Origin of the sequence: Piscinibacter sp., from assembly GCF_050175855.1 — a bacterium.
Lineage (GTDB): Bacteria > Pseudomonadota > Gammaproteobacteria > Burkholderiales > Burkholderiaceae_C > Piscinibacter.
The window spans coordinates 1-13,142 of record NZ_JBFXIO010000095.1 but is presented as its reverse complement, the minus strand read 5'-3'; the positions used below and the strand labels follow the sequence as shown (position 1 = coordinate 13,142).

The following is a 13,142-nucleotide window of genomic DNA, read 5'->3' as shown; positions in this document are numbered from 1 at the left end:
GCGCTAAACTAGCGCGCAGTGCGGGTGTAGTTCAATGGTAGAACGGCAGCTTCCCAAGCTTCATACGAGGGTTCGATTCCCTTCACCCGCTCCAGGAATCGTGACGCAGAGGGCCCGCCAGGGCCCTCTGTCACATGTGCCGGAGGAGGGCGGGCGATGAGCCTCGAGATGCTGCGCGTGGGAGTACCCCAGCCGCTGGTCGATGCGGTACAGGCGTCGCTCATGGTGTCGCCCGCCGGGCCCTTCGATGTCATCGCCCTGGCCGAGGGCGCCGCCTTCGACGCCGGCGACTTCGACGCACTGCTGCTGCCGCAGCACACCAGCCTGGCCGACCTACCCGCCCACGCCGCGGCCACCGCGCTGGTGGTGGTGGCCGAAGGCGAGGACGCCACGCCGCTGCTCGGCTGGCTGCGCCAGGGTGCGGCCGACGTGGCCGGCCCGCACGACCTGCGCTCGCCCGGCTTCGGCGCGCGGCTGCGCGTGGCGGTGGAGCGCCGCCGCATCGAGCGCGAGGCGCGCCAGGCCTATGCCACCGACCTGGCCACCGGGCTGCCGCACCGCCAGCAGCTGGTCGAGCACATGAGCCACCTCATCGCCCTGCGCGAGCGCCAACCGGCGCCGATGGCGATCCTGGTGCTGCGCATCGAAGGCATCGAGACCGCTGCGGCGCGGCTGGGCCGCGAGGCGGCCAACGTGCTGCGCCGCAAGATCGCCGTGCGGCTGCGCGCCGGCGTGCGCGCCAGCGACGTCGTCGCCTCGCTGGGCGACGACTGCTACGCGGTGCTGCTGGCCGCGCTGCTGGCGCCCGGTGACGCCGCGCATGTCGGCGCCAAGCTGCTCACCCAGTTGCGCAAGCCCTTCCAGGTGGCGGGGCAGGACGCATCGGTGTCGGCGGCGCTGGGCATCGCGCTGCACCTGCGCGACGGCGCACAGCCGGAAGCGCTGCTGGCCCGCGCGTCGGCGCTGGCTGCGGCAGCGCCCGCCGAAGGCCGCCTCACCGGCGCGGCGGCCAACGACGGCTGAGTCGGTTCACTTCAGGATATCGCCCAGGCAGAGGTACTTGATCTCGACGTAGTCGTCGATGCCGTGGTGCGAGCCTTCGCGCCCGAGGCCCGACTGCTTCACGCCGCCGAAGGGCACTTCCGCCGTCGAGATCAGGCCGGTGTTGATGCCCACCATGCCGTACTCCAGCGCCTCGCCGACGCGGAAGATGCGGCCCACGTCGCGGCTGTAGAAGTAGCTGGCCAGGCCGAACTCGGTGGCGTTGGCCATCTCGATGGCCTCGGCCTCGGTCTTGAAGCGGAACACCGGCGCCACCGGACCGAAGGTCTCCTCCTTCGCGCACAGCATGTCGCCGGTGACGTTGGCCAGCACCGTCGGCGTGTAGAAGCGCTCGCCGATCTTCGTGCCGCCGACGACCACCTTGGCGCCCTTGCTCACCGCATCGGCCACGTGGCGTTCCACCTTGCCGATCGCCTGGTCGTCGATCAGCGGGCCCTGGTTCACGCCAGGCTCGAAGCCGCTGCCGACCTTGATGCCCTTGGCCTTCTCTGCCAGCTTGGCGACGAAGGCGTCGTACACGCCGTCCTGCACGTACAGGCGGTTGGCGCACACGCAGGTCTGGCCGGCGTTGCGGTACTTGCTGACCATCGCGCCCTCGACGGCGCTGTCGATGTCGGCGTCGTCGAAGACGATGAAGGGCGCGTTGCCGCCGAGCTCCAGGCTGAGCTTCTTGATCGTCGGCGCGCACTGCGCAGCGAGGATGCGCCCGACCTCGGTGGAGCCCGTGAACGAGAGGTGGCGCACGATGTCGCTGGCGCACAGCACCTTGCCGACCGCGATGGAGTTGTCGCCGTCGGCGGTGATCACGTTGAGCACGCCGGCCGGCATGCCGGCGCGCAGCGCGAGCTCGGCGACCGCCAGCGCCGACAGCGGCGTCTGCTCGGCCGGCTTGATCACCACCGGGCAGCCGGCGGCCAGCGCCGGCGCGACCTTGCGGGTGATCATCGCGATCGGGAAGTTCCACGGCGTGATCGCCGCGCACACGCCCATCGCCTGCTTGATGACGAGATAGCGCTTGTTGCCGTCGGTGGTGGGGATGGTCTCGCCGTAGATGCGCTTGGCCTCCTCGGCGAACCACTCCAGGAAGCTCGCGCCGTAGCCGACTTCGCCCTTGGCCTCGGCCAGCGGCTTGCCCTGCTCGGCGGTCATGATGCGGGCCAGGTCGTCGGCATGCTGGTGCAGCAACGCGAACCACTTCATCAGGATGGCGGCGCGCTCCTTGGCCGTCTCGCCGCGCCAGGCCGGCCAGGCCTTGTTGGCGGCGGCCAGGGCGGCCTCCGTCTCGGCGGGGCCGAGGTTGGCCACGTCGGCGAGCTTCTGTCCGGTGGCCGGGTCGTGCACGTCGAAGCGGCCGCTGCCGGCCACCCATTCGCCATTGATCAAGGCGTTCGTCTTCAGCAGCGAGGCGTCGGCCAGCGTGGCCAGCGGCGAGGTCTTCATGTCCATGGTGCGGTCTCCAGGTGCAGCCCGCCACTTTACTGCGACGGGCCGAAGGCGCAGGGGCCCCCCGGTAGAATTCCGGGTCATGAAAGCCGCCGACATCCGCCAAGCGTTCCTGAAGTTCTTCGAGTCCAAGGGCCATGCGATCGTGGCCTCCAGCCCGGTGATCCCGGGCGACGACCCGACGCTGCTGTTCACCAACGCCGGGATGAACCAATTCAAGGACGTCTTCCTCGGCTTCGACAAGCGGCCCTACAACCGCGCGACGACCTCGCAGAAATGCATCCGCGCCGGCGGCAAGCACAACGACCTCGAGAACGTGGGCTACACCGCGCGGCACCACACCTTCTTCGAGATGCTGGGCAACTTCAGCTTCGGCGACTACTTCAAGAAGGACGCGATCAGCTACGCCTGGGAGCTGCTGACCGAGGTGTTCAAGCTGCCCAAGGAGAAGCTCTGGGTCACCGTCTACGCCGAGGACGACGAGGCCTATCAGATCTGGAATGAAGTGGTCGGTGTGCCGGCCGAGCGCATCGTGCGCATCGGCGACAACAAGGGTGCGCGCTACGCGTCCGACAACTTCTGGATGATGGGCGACACCGGCCCCTGCGGCCCGTGCACCGAGATCTTCTACGACCACGGCCCCGAGATCCCCGGTGGCCCGCCGGGCTCGCCCGAGGAAGACGGCGACCGCTACATCGAGATCTGGAACAACGTGTTCATGCAGTTCAACCGCGACGAAGCGGGCGTGATGCACAAGCTGCCCAAGCCGAGCGTGGACACCGGCATGGGCCTGGAGCGCATCGCGGCGGTGCTGCAGCACGTGCACTCGAACTACGAGATCGATCTGTTCGTGAACCTGCTGGCGGCAGCCAAGTCGGCCGTGGACGCGGCCGGCGCCGGCGGCTGCGACAAGGATTCGCCGTCGCTCAAGGTCATCGCCGACCACATCCGCGCCTGCACCTTCACCATCACCGACGGCGTGATCCCGGGCAACGAGGGCCGCGGCTACGTGTTGCGCCGCATCGCCCGCCGCGCCATCCGCCACGGCTACAAGCTCGGTGCGCGCAAGCCCTTCTTCCACGCGCTGGTGGCGCCGCTGGTCGACGAGATGGGCGAGGCCTACCCCGAGCTCAAGCGCGAGAAGCTGCGCGTGACCGAGGTGCTGAAGCAGGAGGAGGAACGCTTCTTCCAGACCATCGCCAACGGCATGGAGATCCTGGAAGCGGCTCTGGCCGGCGGCGCGAAGCAGATCGACGGCGAGACCGCCTTCAAGCTGCACGACACCTACGGCTTCCCGCTCGACCTGACCGCCGACGTCTGCCGCGAGCGCGGCGTGACGGTCGATTCCGCCGGCTTCGAGGCGGCGATGAACCGCCAGCGCGAGCAGGCGCGCGCCGCCGGCAAGTTCAAGATGGCCGCCGGCCTGGAGTACGACGGTGCGGCCACCGCCTTCCACGGGTATGAGCACCTGGTGTGCGAGCACAGCAAGGTGACGGCGCTGTACGTGGACGGCACGCCCGTCACGAAAGCACGTGCCGGCGACGACGTGGTGATCGTGCTCGACCACACGCCGTTCTATGCCGAGAGCGGCGGCCAGGTGGGCGACACCGGCGAACTGCGCAATGCCCGCTCGCGCGTGATCGTGGAAGACACGATCAAGGTGCAGGCCAGCGTGCACGGCCACAGCGGTCGCATCGTCGAGGGCGAGGTGGAGATCGGCGATGTCTTCATCGCCCGCGTCGACGGCGAGAAGCGCGCCAGGACCATGCGCAACCACAGCGTCACGCACCTGATGCACAAGGCGCTGCGCGAGGTGCTCGGCGGCCACGTGCAGCAGAAGGGCTCGCTGGTGAATGCGGAGCGCACGCGCTTCGACTTCGCCCACAACGCGCCGATGACGGAAGAACAGATCGCCCGCGTGGAGGCGCTCGTCAACGCCGAGATCCTCGCCAACGCCGCCACGCAGGCGCGCGTGATGGGCATCGACGAGGCGCAGAAGTCCGGCGCGATGATGCTGTTCGGCGAGAAGTACGGCGACGAGGTGCGCGTGCTCGACATCGGCAGCAGCCGCGAGCTGTGCGGCGGCACGCACGTGCAGCGCACCGGCGACATCGGCGTCTTCAAGATCGTCGCCGAGAGCGGCGTGGCCGCCGGCGTGCGCCGCGTCGAGGCGGTGACCGGCGACAACGCGCTGGCCTACCTGCAGTCGCTGGAAGGCACGGTCAACGCCATCGCCGGCACGCTCAAGGCAGCCCCGGCCGAGGTGCCTGCGCGCCTGGCGCAGGTGCTCGACCAGGTGAAGTCGCTCGAGAAGGAACTGGCCGCGCTGAAGGGCAAGCTGGCGTCCTCGCAGGGCGACGAGCTGGTTGGCAAGGCGGTCGACGTGAAGGGCCTGAAGGTGCTGGCCGCGCAGCTCGACGGCGCCGACGCCAAGGCGCTGCGCGAGACGCTCGACAAGCTCAAGGACAAGCTCAAGACCGCCGCCATCGTGCTCGCCACCGTCGAAGGCGGCAAGGTGCAGATCGCCGCCGGCGTCACCGCCGATTCGACGGGCAAGGTCAAGGCCGGCGAGCTGGTCAACTTCGTCGCCCAGCAGGTGGGCGGCAAGGGCGGCGGCAAGCCCGACATGGCGATGGCCGGCGGTACCGAGCCCGCCAGGCTGGGTGCGGCGCTGGCCTCGGTGCAGGGCTGGGTGGCCGAGCGGGCCTGATCTGATCAGGAGGGCTTCGCGGGCTTGCGAAGCCGTTCCGCCAGGCCTTCGCACGGATCGGGCCGCGGTGTGCGCCGCGCCGGCCGCAGTTCGTCGGCCGCCAGACCGAATTCCTGCTCGCCGAACACGACCACGTGCACACGCGGCGCACCGTGGCTCAGCGCCAGGTGCAACGGCACGCCGCGGTCGCGCGAGGCGTGCTGCGCGCCGGTCAGCAGCAGCACCTGCCGCCCCGGCTGCAGGGCGCCGGCCACCGTCTCGGCCATGGCCTGGTCACGGGCGATCTGCACGCGCACCATGCCCGGTTCCTGCGCGGCTGGCAGCAGGCCGCAGTGGCCTACGCGCACCGCCTTGGCCAGCTTCTCGCGGACGGGCGCCTCGACGAGGGTCTCGCGGCTCGCGTCGGCCATGGTTTCGCGCAGCTTCGAGCGCGGCAGGTTGCCCCCCAGCACGGGAACGCCGGCGCGCACCGCGCTCATCACCACGCCCTCGTAGACGGGCCACTCCCAGCCCGACCAGGCCAGCGCCCCGCGCACACTGGCCGCATCGGCGTCACGCGGCATGCCGGCGGTGCTGCGGCCACGCTCGGCCATCTCGATCACCAAGGCCGCGAGCCGGCCGTCCGCGGCCAGCCGCTTCACGGCCTGGGCGACCTGGCGCTGGTGGTCGGGCTGGTCGTGCTGCTCGCCGAAGATCAGCACCGGGGTGTCGGGCAGCGGCGGCGCCGGGCTGGCGCAACCGCCCATCGCGAGCAGCGGGCCGAGGAACCAGGGGAGGGAGCACTTCACCGGCCCAGCATACGATAGGCGCAGACAGGCACAGGAGGCACGTTCCCGATGACCCTCAACGTCCGCCGCGCCACGCCGCGCGATGCCCCCGCCTACGCCAGGCTGATGGCCGATCCGCAGGTCTACGGCAACCTGCTGCAGCTGCCCCTGCCGTCGGAAGAACTCTGGCAGGCCCGGCTGTCGGAGTCGGGCGCACCGGGCAAGACCGATCTGCTGCTGTGCGCCGAGCTCGACGGCGAGGTGGTCGGTACGAGCGGCCTGCACCCGGCCGGCGTGCCGCTGCGCCGGCGCCACGCCTGGATGCTCGGCATCTCGGTGGCTCCCGCCGCCCAGCGCCGCGGCGTCGGCAGTGCCCTGATGGCGGCGATGTGCGACTACGCCGACCGCTGGGCCGGGGCGCTGCGCCTGGAACTGACGGTCTTCACCGACAACGCACCGGCGATCGCGCTGTACCGCAAGTTCGGCTTCGAGATCGAAGGCACGCATCGCGCCTATGCGCTGCGCGACGGCCGCTACGACGATGTCTACGCGATGGCCCGGCTGCACCCGAACCCGCCGGTGCTGCTGCGCGACTAGGCGACGCCCATCCAGCGCTGTGCCGCGCCCTCGACCACCGCCGACAGCGGCCGGCCGCTGCCGTGCAGCTGTCGCAACCACTGGGCGTCGTTGCCGGCGAACAGGCTCTCGCGGATGAGGTTCGAGGCATCCAGCGCCTGCAGGTCGAGCGCGTGCTCGTCGATGCGCGCGAGCGTGCGCAGGATGTCGTCGCGCAGGCGGTGGCGTTCCTTGGTCTTCGGGTCGACGATCTCGCCGTCCAGGCCGAAGCGGCAGGCCTGGAATCGGTTGAAGGTGTAGACGAGGTAGTCGTCCTCCGCCGGCTCGAAGGGTTGGGTCTCGCGCAGGTAGCGGCAGATGCACTGCAGGTAGCAGGCCAGCGCGGCGGCCTTTTCCACCGTCAGCGGCGTGTCGCACACGCGCAGCTCGATCGTGCCGTACTCGGGCTTGGGCCGGATGTCCCAGTAGAAGTCCTTCATCGAGTTGACCACGCCGGTGCTGGTCATCTTGTCGAAGAACTTCTCGAACTCCTGCCACGATAGGCAGAAGGGCGCGCGGCCGGACAGCGGGAAGGCGAACACGGAGTTCAGGCGTGCGGAATCGAAGCCGGTGTCCACGCCCTGCACGTAGGGCGACGAGGCCGACAGCGCGATGAAGTGCGGCACGTAGCGGCTCAGCGCGTGCAGCAGCCACAGCGCGCGGTCGCCGTCCTCGCAGCCCACGTGCACGTGCTGGCCGAACACGGTGAACTGCTTGGCGAGGTAGCCGTACAGCTCGCTGATGTAGTGGAAGCGCTCGCCGGGAAAGATCTTCTGCTCGCTCCAGTGCTGGTAGGCGTGCGTGCCGCCGCCGGCGATGCCGATGTTGAGCTTGCGCGCGCCGCGCGAGAGCTGGTCGCGCAGGTCGCGCAGCTCGGCCAGCAGCACTGCATGCTGGCGCTGGATCGAGGTGCCGATCTCGATCATGCTGCGCGTGATCTCCGGCTTCACGTCCCAGGTGCCGGTGTGGTTCTTCAGCACGCGCAGAAGGTCCTCGGCCTGCGGGGCGAGATCGAAGTCGTGCGTGCTGACGAGCTGCAGCTCGAGCTCGACGCCCAGGGTCAGCGGCTCGGAGACGGTGAATGACTGAAGAGGCATGGGCTCAGGCGTCGTTGGTCTCGCGCGCCAGGTGGCGCAGCGAAAGCTGGGTCCAGATCGGGCCGGTCACCTGCATCAGCGTGGTGGCCAGCAGCAGGGCCTGGATGGTGGGCGTGTGCGTGCCCGGCAGCTGCGAACTCCAGCCGAAGGTATCGGCGGCCAGCAGCACGGCCAGGCTGCTCATCGGCTGCAGGGCCAGCGTCAGGCCGGCGGCCTGCTTCAGGCTCAGGCCGCTCAGGCGCGCCAGGCCGCCGATCGCCACCGCGGTGCCGGCCGCGCGGGCCAGCACGATGACGATCACCCACGGCCACAGCGTGGCCAGCCCGTCCAGGGTGAACAGCAGCCCGAGGCAGATGAACAGCAGCACGTTGAGCACGGCACCGGCCGAGCCGAGGTGCGGCTCGACGGTCAGCGCATGCTTCATGCGCGCGCGCGCCGTCATGCCGGCCACCAGCAGCGCGAGCAGCGGCGAAAGCGTCCACTGCGCGGCCAGCATGCTGGCGATGATCACCAGCGCGATCTGCATCACCGGCATCGCCGGCGTGCCGCGCACCAGCGGGCTGAGGCGATCCATCGCGAAGCCGCAGGCCACGCCGAGCAGGAAGGAGCCGCTGATGACCCGCAGCGCGCTGATCGAGGCGCGGGTGAACTCTTCCGCCGGCGTGCCGGCGTCGGAGGCGAAGATGATGCGCAGCACCTTCAGCCCGATCACCGCCACCACGGCGTTGAAGGCGGCCATCATCAGCAGCCGTTCGGTGACCTGGCCGCGTGCCCGCGCCTCGTGCGCGACGGCCAGCACGATCACCGGCGACGTCGATGCCGCCACCGTGCCGGCCACCGCGGCGGTCAGCCAGGGCGCGCCGAGCCAGCCCAGCACCACGGTGACGAACAGCCCGGTCAGCAAGGCCTGGAGCAGGCAGCTCAGCGCCAGCCAGCGGTTGTCGAGCAGCCAGCGCGGTCGGATGCGCGTGCCGAGCTCGAACAGCAGCGCGCCGATGGCCAGGTCGATCAGCGGCTTCCAGGGGTCGAGGTCGAGTCCTTCGAACAGGCGCAGCATCACCGGGCCGGCGACGGCACCGGTGATCATGTGCCCGACGATGCGCGGCAGCCGCCAGGTGCGATGCAGGGTCTCGGCCAGCAACACCGCCACAAGCATCAGCAAGGCCAGGCCGAGCACCGGGTCGGCCGCACGCAGGCCGTCGAGCGTCCACAGCGGCGCCGACGCGGCGGAGGCGGGCAGGGCGGCTTGCGAGGCGAAGAGTTCGGGCATGGGCTGCGGACTGTACTGTCAGGATCGTGTTTCGCAAATGACCCACGGTTCCCCGCACGGAGCGGGGGAATTTCCGCGGTTAAACCAAGTATCTTTGCACAAATGTATGCGGGTCCCGGCGCGCGGGCGGCGCGCCATCGCGCTGATGAATAATGCGCGGCTCCCTGCCTGGCCCGACGCCACGACGCATGCAGATCGGCTTTTCCATCAACGAGATGCTTTTCCTTGCCACGCTGGCCACCGGCGCGGCGTGGCTGGCATGGCGGCTGAAGCTGCGCCGCCTCGGCCACGAGCCGGCGAAGAAGCCCTGGTGGGTGCACCTTGGCGCCGAGCTGTTCGTCGTCGTCGCATTGATGTTCACCTGCCGCGTGGCGCTGGCCGATTGGCCCAAGGTGCCGTCGGGCTCGATGGAGCCGACCCTGCGCGTGGGCGACTACCTGCTGGTCAATCACCTCGCGTACGGGCCGCGGCTGCCGTTCACCAACACCGCCATCGAGTTCGGCCAGCCGCAGCGCGGCGACGTGGTGGTGTTCCGCTTTCCGCCCGACGTCTCGCAGTTCTACGTCAAGCGCCTCGTCGGCCTGCCGGGCGACGTGGTGCACTTCGAGAACGGCGTCGTGCGGCTCGGCGACGAGCCGGCCCAGGTGACGCTGCTCAGCGAAGGCGTGGGCCAGGGCGTGGCCGACGAGGACCGCGGACAGTGGCTCCTGCGCGAATCGGTCGGCGGGCATGCGCACGAGATCAAGGTCAATCCGTTCCTGCAGGGGCGCGTGCCCATCGACGGGATGGCCGAGCACTGCAAGCAGCAGCGTGCCGGGGCCTGGCGCTGCACGGTGCCGGCGGGACAGTACCTGATGCTCGGCGACAACCGTGACAATTCGATGGACTCCCGCGCCTGGGGCTTCCTGCCGCACGAGCAGGTCTACGGCAAGGCGGTGCGGGTGCTGTTCAACTTCTCCGACTGGTCGCGCTCATGGACGCCGTTGTGACGACGAAGGGCCAACTCTCCGGCCGGCACATCGTGCTGGGGCTGTCCGGCGGCATCGCCTGCTACAAGGCGGCCGAGCTCGTGCGCGCGCTGGCCAAGGAAGGCGCCACCGTGCAGGTGGTGATGACCGAGGCTGCGCAGCACTTCATCACCCCGGTGACGCTGCAGGCGCTGTCCAACCGCGAGGTCTACACGAGCCAGTGGGATCCGCGCGCGCCCAACAACATGGCGCACATCAACCTCACCCGCGAGGCCGATGCGGTGCTGGTGGCGCCGGCCAGCGCCGACTTCGTCGCCAAGCTGCTGCACGGCCGCGCCGACGACCTGCTCAGCCTTCTGTGCCTGGCGCGACCGATCGAGCGCTGCCCGCTGCTGGTGGCGCCCGCGATGAACCGCGAGATGTGGGCGCACCCGGCCACGCAGCGCAACTTCGCGCAGCTGCGCGCCGACGGTGCCACCGTGCTCGGCCCCGGCGCGGGCGACCAGGCCTGCGGCGAAGTGGGTGACGGCCGCATGCTCGAGCCGCAGGAACTGCTCGAGGAACTGATCGCCTTCTTCCGGCCCAAGGCGCTGATCGGAAAGCGCGTGCTGATCACCGCCGGGCCGACCTTCGAGCCGATCGACCCGGTGCGCGGCATCACCAACCTGTCCAGCGGCAAGATGGGCTTCGCGATCGCGCGCGCTGCGTCCGAGGCCGGCGCCGAGGTCACGCTGGTGGCCGGTCCGGTGCATCTGCCCACGCCGCGCCACGTGCGCCGCATCGACGTGCGTACCGCACAGCAGATGCACGATGCGGTGCTGCCCGCCGCGCCCCGCCACGACGTCTTCGTGGCCACCGCCGCGGTGGCCGACTGGCGACCGGCCACGCTGTCCGAGCACAAGATCAAGAAGGACGGCAAGAAGCTCGCGCCGAGCTTCGAACTGACCGAGAACCCCGACATCCTGGCCGCCGTCGCGCGGCTGCCGGATCGGCCCTACTGCGTGGGCTTCGCCGCCGAGAGCCACGACCTGCTCAAGCACGCCCGCGAGAAGCTCGAACGCAAGAAGGTGCCGTTGATCGTGGGCAACCTCGGCCCGGCCACCTTCGGCCAGGACGACAACGCGCTGACGCTGGTCGACGCCGCCGGCCACCGCGAACTGCCACGTGCAGACAAGCTCACCCTCGCACGCGCGCTCGTGGCCGAGATCGCCGCGCGCCTTGCCACCCAGACCACATGACCACCATCGATCTGAAGGTGCTCGATGCCCGCATGGCCGAGCAACTGCCTGCCTACGCGACACCCGGCAGCGCCGGCCTCGACCTGCGTGCCTGCCTCGATGCGCCGCTGGTGCTCGAGCCGGGGCAGTCGCAACTGATCCCCACCGGCATCGCCATCCACATCGGTGACCCGGGGCTGGCCGCGATGATCCTGCCGCGCTCGGGGCTGGGTCACAAGCACGGCATCGTGCTCGGCAACCTCGTCGGGCTGATCGATTCCGACTACCAGGGGCCGCTGATGGTGAGCTGCTGGAACCGCGGCCAGGCGGCGTTCACGATCAATCCGATGGAGCGCATCGCGCAACTGGTGATCGTGCCGGTGGTGCAGGCGGCATTCCGCCGCGTCGACGAGTTCGGTGCGTCGGAGCGAGGCGAGGGCGGCTTCGGCTCCACCGGCAAGCACTGAGGCCAGCGGCGCGGCGCTGCGGGTTCAGTGCAGTGGCGAGCCCGGCGGCGCGGTGTTCATCACCGTGAAGGCCGACGAGCCCACCGAGCCGGCCTCGATCTCGTCTTCGGTCGCCTCGCGCACGTCGCGAACGGTCAGGTCCAGGCGCAGCGCCATGCCGGCCAGCGGGTGGTTGCCGTCGAGCACCACGTGCTCGGGGTAGACCTCGGTCACGGTGTAGATCGCATCGGTGGGCATGTCGGGCGTGCTCGAGCCGGGCGGCGGCCCATCGAACTGCATGCCCACCTCCACGCCTTCGGGCAGGACCGCGCGCGACTCGAAGAACACCAGCGCCGAGTCGTAGTCGCCGAAGGCGTGCTCGGGCTCGAGGTGAAGCTTCGTCGTGAAGCCGGGTTCCTGCTCCAGCAGGGCCTCTTCAACCTTCTCCAGCAGGTCGTCGCCGCCGAAGAAGAACTCCAGCGGCTCGGCCAGTTCGTCGATCAGGTTGCCCTGGGTGTCTTCAAGCCGCCAGGTCAAGGAGACGACGCATGGAGAGGTGATGAGCATGCGGCCGATGATCGCACAATCGACCCCATGAGCCCGATCGACATCACCGCGCCGACGCCCTTGCTCGGCGGACTTTCACCCGAGGCGTTCATGCGCCGCCACTGGCACAAGAAGCCGCTTCTCGTGCGGCAGGCTTTGCCGATGGACAAGCCTTTCGTGGCCCGCAGCGAGTTGTTCGCGCTGGCCGCCGACGATGACGTCGAGTCGCGCCTGATCGTGCGACGCGGGCGCGACTGGACGCTGCGCCACGGCCCGCTGCCGCGCCGTTCGCTGCCGCCGATGTCGCAGGGGCAATGGAGCCTGCTGGTGCAGGGCCTTGACCTTCATCTGGAGCGTGCCCGGCAGATGCTCGAGCGCTTCCGCTTCGTGCCCGATGCGCGGCTCGACGACGTGATGGTGTCCTATGCCACCGACGGCGGCGGCGTCGGCCCGCACTTCGACTCGTACGACGTCTTCCTGCTGCAGATCCATGGCGTGCGGCGCTGGCGAATCGGGCGCCTGCCGCACCCCGAGCTGCAGCCGGGCGTGCCGCTGAAGATCCTGACCAACTTCGAGCCCGAGCAGGAGTGGCGGCTCGAACCCGGCGACATGCTCTACCTGCCGCCGCGCTGGGCCCACGACGGCATCGCCGAGGGCGAGTGCATGACCTGCTCGATCGGCTTCCGCTCCGCGGGGCAGCAGGAACTGGCGCGCGAACTGCTGCAGCGCGCCCTCGATGCCGACGAGGCGCCGGACGAAGACCGCATCTACCGCGACCCCACGCAGCAGGCCACGCGCGAGCCCGGCCGCATCCCCGAGGCGCTGCAGGCTTTCGCACTGGACGGGCTGCGCCGCTGGCAGGAGGGGCAGGGCGGCTTCGAGGTCGCTCTCGGTGAGGTGCTCAGCGAACCCAAGCCGGGGGTGTGGTTCGACGCCGGCGCGCCGCTGCCCGCAGGCTGCGGCGTGCGGCTGGTCCGTCGCACGCGCTGGCTGCTCGATCG

12 protein-coding genes and 1 tRNA gene are annotated in these 13,142 nt (G+C 70.0%); 8 read left to right on the top strand and 5 right to left on the bottom strand.

Features of this window, described 5'->3' with window-relative positions; genetic code table 11:
* The first annotated feature begins 20 nt into the window (after positions 1–20).
* Positions 21–94: transfer RNA gene (locus tag AB7U92_RS09640), tRNA-Gly, on the top strand.
* Positions 95–156: 62 nt separating this feature from the next.
* Positions 157–1,023 (top strand): diguanylate cyclase domain-containing protein, encoded by an 867-nt coding sequence (locus tag AB7U92_RS09635; protein ID WP_428575971.1) that lies wholly within the window; start codon positions 157–159, stop codon positions 1,021–1,023.
* A 6-nt stretch (positions 1,024–1,029) separates the two neighbouring features.
* Here AB7U92_RS09635 and AB7U92_RS09630 read toward each other — a convergent pair whose 3' ends face one another.
* Positions 1,030–2,508 (bottom strand): NAD-dependent succinate-semialdehyde dehydrogenase, encoded by a 1,479-nt coding sequence (locus AB7U92_RS09630; protein ID WP_428575970.1) that lies wholly within the window; start codon positions 2,506–2,508, stop codon positions 1,030–1,032.
* 79 nt (positions 2,509–2,587) lie between these two features.
* Here AB7U92_RS09630 and alaS point away from each other — a divergent pair, with 79 nt between their 5' ends.
* Positions 2,588–5,215 (top strand): alanine--tRNA ligase, encoded by a 2,628-nt coding sequence (gene alaS, locus AB7U92_RS09625; RefSeq protein WP_428575969.1) that lies wholly within the window; start codon positions 2,588–2,590, stop codon positions 5,213–5,215.
* A gap of 5 nt (positions 5,216–5,220) precedes the next feature.
* Here the strand turns inward: alaS and AB7U92_RS09620 are convergent, their stop codons facing one another.
* Complete coding sequence (locus tag AB7U92_RS09620; RefSeq protein WP_428575968.1) at positions 5,221–6,003, bottom strand: ChaN family lipoprotein; 783 nt, start codon at positions 6,001–6,003, stop codon at positions 5,221–5,223.
* Between the two features lie 48 nt (positions 6,004–6,051).
* Here AB7U92_RS09620 and AB7U92_RS09615 point away from each other — a divergent pair, with 48 nt between their 5' ends.
* Positions 6,052–6,579: a GNAT family N-acetyltransferase gene (locus tag AB7U92_RS09615; RefSeq protein WP_428575967.1), complete on the top strand. Its 528-nt coding sequence runs from the start codon at positions 6,052–6,054 to the stop codon at positions 6,577–6,579.
* Here the strand turns inward: AB7U92_RS09615 and AB7U92_RS09610 are convergent.
* Positions 6,576–7,694 carry a YbdK family carboxylate-amine ligase gene (locus AB7U92_RS09610; RefSeq protein WP_428575966.1) on the bottom strand — a complete coding sequence of 373 codons (1,119 nt, stop codon included), beginning with the start codon at positions 7,692–7,694 and terminating at the stop codon, positions 6,576–6,578. The two genes, AB7U92_RS09615 and AB7U92_RS09610, sit on opposite strands and share 4 nt — an antisense overlap.
* 4 nt (positions 7,695–7,698) lie before the next feature.
* On the bottom strand, positions 7,699–8,964 hold the full coding sequence (locus AB7U92_RS09605; RefSeq protein WP_428575965.1) for a cation:proton antiporter: 1,266 nt from the start codon (positions 8,962–8,964) through the stop codon (positions 7,699–7,701).
* Positions 8,965–9,152: 188 nt separating this feature from the next.
* On the opposite strand from AB7U92_RS09605, the gene lepB reads away from it, so the two are divergent.
* From lepB to dut, 3 genes are read left to right on the top strand one after another with little or no spacing between them, the layout of a single operon-like run.
* Positions 9,153–9,953, top strand: coding sequence for a signal peptidase I (gene lepB / locus AB7U92_RS09600; protein ID WP_428575964.1), 801 nt, complete (start codon positions 9,153–9,155; stop codon positions 9,951–9,953).
* Positions 9,938–11,170 carry a bifunctional phosphopantothenoylcysteine decarboxylase/phosphopantothenate--cysteine ligase CoaBC gene (gene coaBC, locus AB7U92_RS09595; RefSeq protein WP_428575963.1) on the top strand — a complete coding sequence of 411 codons (1,233 nt, stop codon included), beginning with the start codon at positions 9,938–9,940 and terminating at the stop codon, positions 11,168–11,170. The genes lepB and coaBC overlap by 16 nt, the downstream gene beginning before the upstream one ends.
* Entirely contained in the window at positions 11,167–11,616 is a 450-nt protein-coding gene (dut, locus tag AB7U92_RS09590; protein WP_428575962.1) for a dUTP diphosphatase, read from the top strand. The genes coaBC and dut overlap by 4 nt, the downstream gene beginning before the upstream one ends.
* Positions 11,617–11,640: 24 nt before the next feature.
* On the opposite strand, the gene AB7U92_RS09585 is transcribed toward dut, so the two are convergent.
* Positions 11,641–12,162 (bottom strand): FKBP-type peptidyl-prolyl cis-trans isomerase, encoded by a 522-nt coding sequence (locus tag AB7U92_RS09585; protein WP_428575961.1) that lies wholly within the window; start codon positions 12,160–12,162, stop codon positions 11,641–11,643.
* A gap of 36 nt (positions 12,163–12,198) precedes the next feature.
* On the opposite strand from AB7U92_RS09585, the gene AB7U92_RS09580 reads away from it, so the two are divergent.
* Positions 12,199–13,142: cupin domain-containing protein (locus AB7U92_RS09580; RefSeq protein ID WP_428575972.1), on the top strand; the 944-nt coding region annotated here is incomplete at its 3' end.

Coding starts and splice junctions, on each gene's coding strand:
- dut (WP_428575962.1), top strand. CDS start 11,167: ATGACCACCATCGATCTGAAGGTGCTCGATGCCCGCATGGCCGAGCAA.
- alaS (WP_428575969.1), top strand. CDS start 2,588: ATGAAAGCCGCCGACATCCGCCAAGCGTTCCTGAAGTTCTTCGAGTCC.
- AB7U92_RS09585 (WP_428575961.1), bottom strand. CDS start 12,162: ATGCTCATCACCTCTCCATGCGTCGTCTCCTTGACCTGGCGGCTTGAA.
- AB7U92_RS09635 (WP_428575971.1), top strand. CDS start 157: ATGAGCCTCGAGATGCTGCGCGTGGGAGTACCCCAGCCGCTGGTCGAT.
- AB7U92_RS09605 (WP_428575965.1), bottom strand. CDS start 8,964: ATGCCCGAACTCTTCGCCTCGCAAGCCGCCCTGCCCGCCTCCGCCGCG.
- AB7U92_RS09610 (WP_428575966.1), bottom strand. CDS start 7,694: ATGCCTCTTCAGTCATTCACCGTCTCCGAGCCGCTGACCCTGGGCGTC.
- coaBC (WP_428575963.1), top strand. CDS start 9,938: ATGGACGCCGTTGTGACGACGAAGGGCCAACTCTCCGGCCGGCACATC.
- AB7U92_RS09615 (WP_428575967.1), top strand. CDS start 6,052: ATGACCCTCAACGTCCGCCGCGCCACGCCGCGCGATGCCCCCGCCTAC.
- AB7U92_RS09630 (WP_428575970.1), bottom strand. CDS start 2,508: ATGGACATGAAGACCTCGCCGCTGGCCACGCTGGCCGACGCCTCGCTG.
- lepB (WP_428575964.1), top strand. CDS start 9,153: ATGCAGATCGGCTTTTCCATCAACGAGATGCTTTTCCTTGCCACGCTG.